This is a genomic window from Streptomyces sp. SID9727 (assembly GCF_010550605.1).
Lineage (GTDB): Bacteria > Actinomycetota > Actinomycetes > Streptomycetales > Streptomycetaceae > Streptomyces.
In genome coordinates this window covers 1-6,856 of sequence record NZ_JAAGNI010000307.1, presented here as the reverse complement: position 1 = coordinate 6,856, position 6,856 = coordinate 1, and the positions used below count along the sequence as shown (strand labels likewise).

At 74.4% G+C, this 6,856-nt stretch carries 8 protein-coding genes; all 8 read left to right on the top strand.

Features of this window, described 5'->3' with window-relative positions; genetic code table 11:
• Positions 1-482, top strand: a 482-nt coding sequence (locus G3I41_RS36460; RefSeq protein WP_239081740.1) for a hypothetical protein, incomplete at its 5' end; no start/stop codon positions are given.
• A gap of 30 nt (positions 483-512) precedes the next feature.
• Positions 513-938, top strand: coding sequence for a phage tail protein (locus G3I41_RS20330; RefSeq protein WP_164401809.1), 426 nt, complete (start codon positions 513-515; stop codon positions 936-938).
• Between the two features lie 85 nt (positions 939-1,023).
• On the top strand, positions 1,024-1,713 hold the full coding sequence (locus G3I41_RS20325) for a LysM peptidoglycan-binding domain-containing protein (protein ID WP_164401811.1): 690 nt from the start codon (positions 1,024-1,026) through the stop codon (positions 1,711-1,713).
• On the top strand, positions 1,710-3,479 hold the full coding sequence (locus tag G3I41_RS20320) for a VgrG-related protein (protein ID WP_164401807.1): 1,770 nt from the start codon (positions 1,710-1,712) through the stop codon (positions 3,477-3,479). The genes G3I41_RS20325 and G3I41_RS20320 overlap by 4 nt, the downstream gene beginning before the upstream one ends.
• 30 nt (positions 3,480-3,509) lie before the next feature.
• Positions 3,510-3,827, top strand: coding sequence for a PAAR domain-containing protein (locus tag G3I41_RS20315; protein ID WP_164401805.1), 318 nt, complete (start codon positions 3,510-3,512; stop codon positions 3,825-3,827).
• Positions 3,824-4,231: a GPW/gp25 family protein gene (locus tag G3I41_RS20310; protein ID WP_164401803.1), complete on the top strand. Its 408-nt coding sequence runs from the start codon at positions 3,824-3,826 to the stop codon at positions 4,229-4,231. The genes G3I41_RS20315 and G3I41_RS20310 overlap by 4 nt, the downstream gene beginning before the upstream one ends.
• Positions 4,231-6,186 carry a putative baseplate assembly protein gene (locus G3I41_RS20305; RefSeq protein ID WP_164401801.1) on the top strand — a complete coding sequence of 652 codons (1,956 nt, stop codon included), beginning with the start codon at positions 4,231-4,233 and terminating at the stop codon, positions 6,184-6,186. Before G3I41_RS20310 ends, G3I41_RS20305 begins: the two co-directional genes overlap by 1 nt.
• Complete coding sequence (locus tag G3I41_RS20300) at positions 6,183-6,725, top strand: phage tail protein (RefSeq protein WP_164401799.1); 543 nt, start codon at positions 6,183-6,185, stop codon at positions 6,723-6,725. Before G3I41_RS20305 ends, G3I41_RS20300 begins: the two co-directional genes overlap by 4 nt.
• Positions 6,726-6,856 lie beyond the last annotated feature (131 nt).

Genomic DNA, 6,856 nt, shown 5'->3' with positions numbered 1-6,856 from the left:
CGCCGGAACCCGCCCCCCCGGCCCCGGTCGTCCGCCCGCACCCGCCCGGCACCTCCCACCCCGGCGGCTCCGCCGCCCCCGTGCAGCGCCTCGCGATGCCGGTCGTGGCGGAGACCGGATCCCCCGCCCCGGGGCCCGAACCGGAGGCGGGCGGTGCCCCCGCCGGCGTACCGCAGCCCCTCGCCGTACGGCCGTCCGCTCCCCGGACCGGCCAGTCACCAGCCACGCAGGGGAACGCGCAGGCGAACACGCAGGCGGTCCAGCGCGCCGTGGCCCAGGCCGGTCTCGCCGGCGTGCCGGTGACCGTCGTCCAGCGGCAGGCCGCCCAGGGCCCGGCGCCCGAACGGCCCGCCGAGCGCGTCCCGAACGTGGACGTCGAAGACCTCGCCCGACGCCTCATCGACCCCGTGGCCCGGCTCCTCAGGGCCGATCTGCGGAGGGGCCGCGAACGTTCCGGACGTCCGTACGACGGCCGCCGCTGACAGGGAAGCGCTGGAGAAGGAAAGCAACGGATGACGGACAACATCTTCGCGACGAGCGTGTTCTTCAAGCTCACCATCGGCGGGAGCGACCTCGGCGCGTTCCACACCTGTTCCGGCCTGGGCGCCGAGGTGGAGATCGAGCAGTACGCCGAGGGCGGCAACAACGGGTACACCTGGCAGCTGCCGGGGCGGATCACCTGGACCAACATCACGCTGACCCGCCCGGTCACCGCCGACACGCTCAAGATCGCGCGCTGGCTGAACGAGACGACGCAGCGCGTCGAACGCAAGGACGGCGAGATCGTCGCCCTGCGCCCCAACCTCACCCGGATCGTCAGCTGGCAGATCCAGGGGATCGTGCCGGTCCGCTGGCAGGGGCCCTCCTTCGATCCGGCCAGCTCACAGGCGGCGGTCGAGACGCTGGAGATCGCGCACGAGGGGCTGGTGACCTCCTGATGAACCGGCGAGAACACGTCGTGGAAGGAGGGACACCGTGCCAGCCGCAGCCCGCACGAGCCGTACCCGCGCACAACTGACCATCATGGAGCCGCCGTCGGACGTCGGCGCCAAGCCGGGCGGGACCCTCGCCCAGCTGACGCTCCAGTTCAACCCGGCGACGCTCTCCCTCCGCAAGTCCACCGAGTGGCGCCGTACCCCGTCCCGCACGGCGGGCGAGTCCGCGCTGCCCGAGTTCGTGGGCAGCGGACCCCGCTCGCTGTCGCTCGACGTGTTCCTGGACGCCACCGCCACGCACGACAACTCCGTGGAGAACGCGGTCGAGCAGCTGATGACGGCCTGTGTGCCGACGCCGAGCAGCCTGGGCCGGAAGAAGCCGTCGAGCCCCTGGGTGCGGTTCGACTGGGGGACCTCGCGGACCACGTCGTTCGACGGGGTGCTGTCCAGCCTCTCGGTCTCGTACACACTGTTCGACGTGGACGGGAAGCCGCTGCGCGCCACCTGCTCGCTGTCCATCGAGGAGGCGAGCGTCGATCCGGCCGGGCAGAACCCGACGTCCGGCTCGCGGGAGGCGCGGCGCACGCACACGGTCGTCGCCGGGGACAGCCTGCCGCTGCTCGCCTGGCGCGAGTACGGCGATGCCACGGCCTGGCGCACGATCGCGGAGGCCAACGGCATCGACGACCCCATGCACCTGCCCCCGGGCAGCGAACTCCTGGTGCCCGCGCTGGAGGACGGCGCGGCCGAGGAAGGCGTACCGGAGGCCGCCCGATGACCGGCCCCGCGCGCTCCTTCGCCGCCGACCCCATCGTGGAGGCGCCCGCCGAGCTGCCCCAGGCGTGGGCCGCCCAGCTGGTGAGCTGCGCCGTGGACGAGAACATCGGGCTGCCCGACAGCGCCGTCCTGACGTACCGCGACCCGTACCACACGCTGCTCACCGCCACCGGCATCACGATCGGCACCGAGCTGAAGATCTCCGTGGTCACCGTCCAGGAACGGGCGCGCGAGCGGCTGTTCACGGGCGAGGTGACCGCGCTGGAACTGGACAGCGACACCACCGGCTCGTTCACCGTCGTCCGCGCGTTCTCCAAGGCGCACCGGCTGAAGCGCGGCCGCAAGGTGGTCGCGTACCGGAACATGAAGGCCGCCGACATCGTCCGCAAGGTCGCCGCCGGAGCCGGGCTGCCGTGCGGGAAGGTCGAGGCGGCCCCGGTCATGTACAAGCAGCTGACCCAGCCGAACATCTCGGACTGGGACTTCCTCCAGTACCTCGCGGGGGAGTGCGGGGCGCACGTCCGGGTGGACGAGAAGGGCGTGCTCCAGTTCGCGAAGCCGAAGCCCGCCGCCTCGGCGCCGGCGCCGTCCACCTCCGCCGCCAAGCACCCCATGGTCCTGGAGTACGGCCGCAACCTGCTGGCGCTCCGGGCCGTGCTGACCGGGGCGGACGGGGCGGACAGCGTGGAGGTGCGCGGCTGGGACGTGGAGAACAAGGTCCGGCTGGTCGCCCGGGAGCAGTCCGTCCGCTCCGACACCGTGACCCCGGGCACCAACCCGTCCTCGGCCGCCGCCCTGTTCGGGAAGAACGCCCGGATGACCGTCGCCGACACCCCGTACCGGACCCAGGCCGAGGCCCGCGCGGTCGCCGGTGCCGTGGCCGGACGGGTCGCTTCCGGCTTCGGCGAGATCGAGGCGGTCGCCGAGGGCAACCCGAAGCTGCGGGCGGGCGAACCGGTCGCCCTCGGCAACGTCGGCCCCGCGTTCGCCGGGCGCTACACCGCGACCGCCGCCCACCACACCCTGGACCCGCAGGACGGCTACCGTACGACGGTCCTGGTCAGCACCGACCCGGACCGCTCGCTGTCCGGCCTCACCGGCGGCCAGGGCGCACCCGTGCCCGGCCCCCGCATGCCGGGCCTCGCGATCGGCGTCGTCACCGACATCCGGGAGGGCCGGGGCAAGGAGCGCGGCTCGGTGCGGCTGAAGTTCCCCTGGCTGGACGACACCTACGTCACGGACTGGGTCCGCACGGTGCAGTGGGGCGGGCAGGGCGGCGGCGGGGTGTTCAGCCCCGAGGTCAACGACGAGGTGCTGGTCGGTTTCGAACAGGGCCTGATCGACAGCCCGTACGTGCTCGGCGGGCTCTACAACGGCGTCGACAAGCCGTCCCCGCACGACGTCCCGCTCGTGGACCCGACCAGCGGCAAGGTCAACCGCCGCTCCCTGGTGTCCCGTTCGGGCAACCGGATCGAACTGCTCGACACCCCGCGCGGCCCGTCCGGCGTCCGGCTCGCCACCGGTGACGAGCAGCTGGAGGTCGTGCTGGACGAGCGGCGCGGCGAGATCGCGCTCAAGGTGTACGCGCGCGGCACCTCCCGGGTCCTCAGCTCCCTGTCGCTCGGCCGCACCGGGATCACGCTCGACGCGGGTGCCGGGAACGTCCATGTGAAGGGCGCGTCGGTGACCGTCAACGGCAAGACCGGCGTCACCGTCGACGGCGGCCTGCTCGCCGTCCTGAAGGCCGCACTCGTCCGCATCAACTGACGCCCCGCCCCACCGAGGAGACCAACAGCCATGCCCCAGGCAGCCCGTACGGGCGACCCCACCGTCCACGGGGGCGTCATCGGCACCCCGCCCCCGGGCGCGGTCGCCGTCGCCACCGTGCTGATCGGCGGCAAGCCGGCCGCCGTCACCGGAAGCCTGCACGTGTGCGTCGTGCCCCCGCACGCCCTGCTCGGCCCGGGGAACGTCGTCATGCCGAACCCGGCGGCGGCCGTCGGCGGTGCGGTCCTGATCGGCGGGCTGCCCGCCGCCCGCATGGGCGACACCACGACCTGCGGCGCCAAGATCGTCATGGGCGCGCCCAACGTCCTGATCGGGGGCCCGGTATGAGCGGGCACGGCTTCATCGGGCGCGGCTGGGGCTTCCCGCTGCGCGTGGGCGCCACGGGCGGCATCGGCATGGTCGAGCGCGAGCAGGAGATCGAGGAGGCCATCGGCCTGATCCTCGGCACCGCTCCCGGCGAACGCCCCATGCGCCCGGAGTTCGGCTGCGGCATCCACGAGTACGTCTTCGCCCCCGGCGACGGCGCGACCGCCGGGCGGATCGCCCACGAGGTGCGCACGTCCCTGGAGCGCTGGGAACCGCGCATCGAGGTCCGGGACGTGGTCGTGGCGTACGACACCGTCGAGGAAGGCACGCTCTACATCGACGTGCACTACACCGTCCGGTCCACCAACGACCTGCGCAACCTCGTCTTCCCCTTCTATACGATCCCCGAGGCGGGAGCCCGCTGATGTCCCTGACCCCGCCCAATCTGGACGACCGCCGCTTCCAGCAGCTCGTGGACGAGGCCAAGCGGTACGTCCAGCAGCGCTCGCCCGAGTGGACCGACCACAACGTGTCGGACCCCGGGGTCACGCTGATCGAGACGTTCGCCTACATGGTCGACCAGCTCCTGTACCGGCTGAACCGGGTGCCGGACCGCAACTACTTCGCCTTCCTGGACCTGCTCGGCGTGCGGCTGTTCCCGCCGACGGCCGCCCGCGCCGACGTCGACTTCTGGCTGTCCGCGCCCCAGCCGGACACCGTGCGCCTCCCGGCCGGCACGGAGGTGGCGACCGCGCGCGGCGAGACGGAGGACGCGGTCGTCTTCTCGACCGGCGAGGACCTGGCGATCGTGCCGAGCTCCCTCGTCCGCCTGGTCACGGTCCCGGCGTCCGGTGAGCAGACCGACCGCACCGCGCCGCTCGCCGAGGGCCGGGACATCCCCTGCTTCCAGGCCCGGCCCCAGCCCGGCGACGCCCTCCTGTTCGGGCTGCCCACCGCCGTGCCCCGCTGCATCGTCGCCGTACGCCTGGACAGCCGGGTCGAGGGTGTCGGCGTCGACCCCCGGCAGCCGCCGCTGGCCTGGGAGGCGTGGGACGGTGCCCGCTGGGTGGCGTGCGCGACCGGCGTCGACTCCACCGGCGGGCTCAACAAGCCCGGTGAGATCGCGGTGTTCGTGCCCGCCGGGCACACCGAGTCCGTCACCGCGGGCATCCGCGCGGGCTGGCTGCGCTGCCGGGTCACCGAGGCCGCCCCCGGCCAGCCCTTCTACTCCGAGTCCCCGACGATCCGCGAGGCCGAGGTCTTCACCGTCGGCGGCACGGCCGGCGTCGAGCACGCGGAGACCGTGCACGACGTGCCGCTCGGGACCTCCGAGGGCGTGGCGGGCCAGACGTTCGCCGCGCCCCGGACGCCCGTCCTGCTCGACGGTGAACCGCCGCTCGTGGAGGTGTCGTCGGCCGACGGCTGGCAGACCTGGACCCCGGTCGAGCACTTCGGCGCCTCCGGACCGGGCGACCGGCACGTGCTGATCGACGCCGTCGCGGGCCGGTTCGCCTTCCCGCCCGAGGTGCGCGAGGCGGACGGCACCATGCGGGCCTACGGGGCGGTGCCCGCGAAGGGCGCCCACATCCGCCTCGCCCGCTACCGCACGGGCGGCGGCGCCGCCGGCAACGTGGCGCGCGGCGCGATCCGGGTCCTGCGCAGCTCCGTCCCGTACGTCGCCGGGGTCGACAACCGGGAGGCGGCGGGCGGCGGGGTCGACGGCGAGACCGTCGAGAACGCGAAGCTGCGCGCGCCGCAGATCCTCCGCGTCCAGGAGCGGGCCGTCACCGCCGAGGACCACGAGGCGATCGCCCGCGAGGCCGCGCCCTCGTTGCGCCGGGTCCGCTGCCTGCCCGCCGCCCCCGGCGAGGGCGGTGCGGTCCGGGTCCTGGTCGTGCCCGACGCGGTCCCGGACGAGGGCGGCCGGCTCCGCTTCGAGCAGCTGATCCCGCCGGACTCCGTGCTCGCCGCGGTGGCCGGACGCCTGGACGAACGGCGGCTCGTCGGCACCCGCCTGGTGGTCGAACCCCCCGCCTACCAGGGCGTCACCGTCGTCGCGGGCCTGGTCGCGGACGAGGGCGAAACGGACCGCGTCCGGGCCGCCGCGCTCGACGCGCTCTTCCGCCTCATCGACCCGCTGCGGGGCGGGGCGGACGGCACCGGCTGGCCGTTCGGCAGGCCCGTGCAGTACGGGGAGGTGTTCGCCGCCCTCCAGGCCGTGCCCGGCGTCCGCCTGGTCGACGAGGTCCGCCTGTTCCCCGCCGACCCGCTCACCGGGAGGCGCGGCGGGGCGGTGGACCGCATCGACGTGGCCCCGAACGCGCTGGTCTTCTCCCACCAGCACCAGATCGCGGTCACCGCCGCCGGGGGGCGCTCATGACGAGGGCCGCCGTCCCCGGCCTCCCCAGCCGCTACCCGATCGGCGCGCTGCTGCCCGCCCTGTACGCGGACGACGACCTGGCCCAGCGCTTCACGGCGGGCCTGGACACGGTCCTCGCCCCGGTCCTGTCCACGCTCGACAACCTCCCGGCCTACTTCGACCCGGCCCTGACCCCGGACGACTTCCTGCCCTGGCTCTCCTCCTGGGTGGGTGCGGGCATCGACCCGGCCTGGCCGGAGGACCGCCGCCGCGCCGCCGTCGCCCGCGCCGTCGAGATCCACCGCCGCCGGGGCACCCGCCAGGGCCTGGCGGACCACCTGCGCCTCTGCTTCGGCGTGGAGGCGGACATCCAGGACGGCGGCGGCGTCACGTGGTCGTCCGAGCCGGACTCCGCGCTGCCGCCCGCCCCGACGGGCGAACTCCTCGTCCGGGTCCGGTCGGACCGCGCCCTGGACGAGGCCCGCGTCCTGGCGGTGGTCCGCGCCTCCTGCCCGGCGCACCTGACCTGCCGGGTCGAGATCACAGGGAGCCCCTCATGACCCGCCCATGCCCGACCTGCGGCGCCGCGAACGCGGAGGACGAGGACTTCTGCGGAAGCTGCGGTACGTATCTGGGCTGGTCGACGCGGGCCCGGCCCGGGAGGCCGCGCCCGGCCCCGGCGGCGCCGGAC